This is a genomic window from Xanthobacter autotrophicus, from assembly GCF_029991245.1.
GTDB classification, from domain to species: Bacteria; Pseudomonadota; Alphaproteobacteria; order Rhizobiales; family Xanthobacteraceae; genus Xanthobacter; species Xanthobacter autotrophicus_C.
Genome location: NZ_JAIVFO010000417.1, coordinates 1 through 412 on the forward strand (window position 1 = coordinate 1; position 412 = coordinate 412).

The following is a 412-nucleotide window of genomic DNA, read 5'->3' on the forward strand; positions in this document are numbered from 1 at the left end:
GCTTTGGTTCTAGGAAAACGCTCTGGAAAGAGCGGCCATAGAAGGTGATAGCCCTGTATCTGAAAGGGCCATTTCAGTGAAGATGAGTAGGGCGGGACACGTGGTATCCTGTCTGAATATGGGGGGACCATCCTCCAAGGCTAAATACTCCTGACTGACCGATAGTGAACCAGTACCGTGAGGGAAAGGCGAAAAGAACCCCGGGAGGGGAGTGAAAAAGAACCTGAAACCGCATGCTTACAAAAAGTAGGAGCCCGCAAGGGTGACTGCGTACCTTTTGTATAATGGGTCAGCGACTTACATTCAGTGGCAAGGTTAACCGAATAGGGAAGCCGTAGAGAAATCGAGTCCGAATAGGGCGTCCAGTCGCTGGGTGTAGACCCGAAACCAAGTGATCTATCCATGGCCAGGA

General features: G+C 51.2%; 1 rRNA gene. It reads left to right on the forward strand.

What is annotated here, in order from left to right:
- Positions 1 to 412: ribosomal RNA gene (locus K9U41_RS23485) — 23S ribosomal RNA — on the forward strand; the annotation flags it as partial.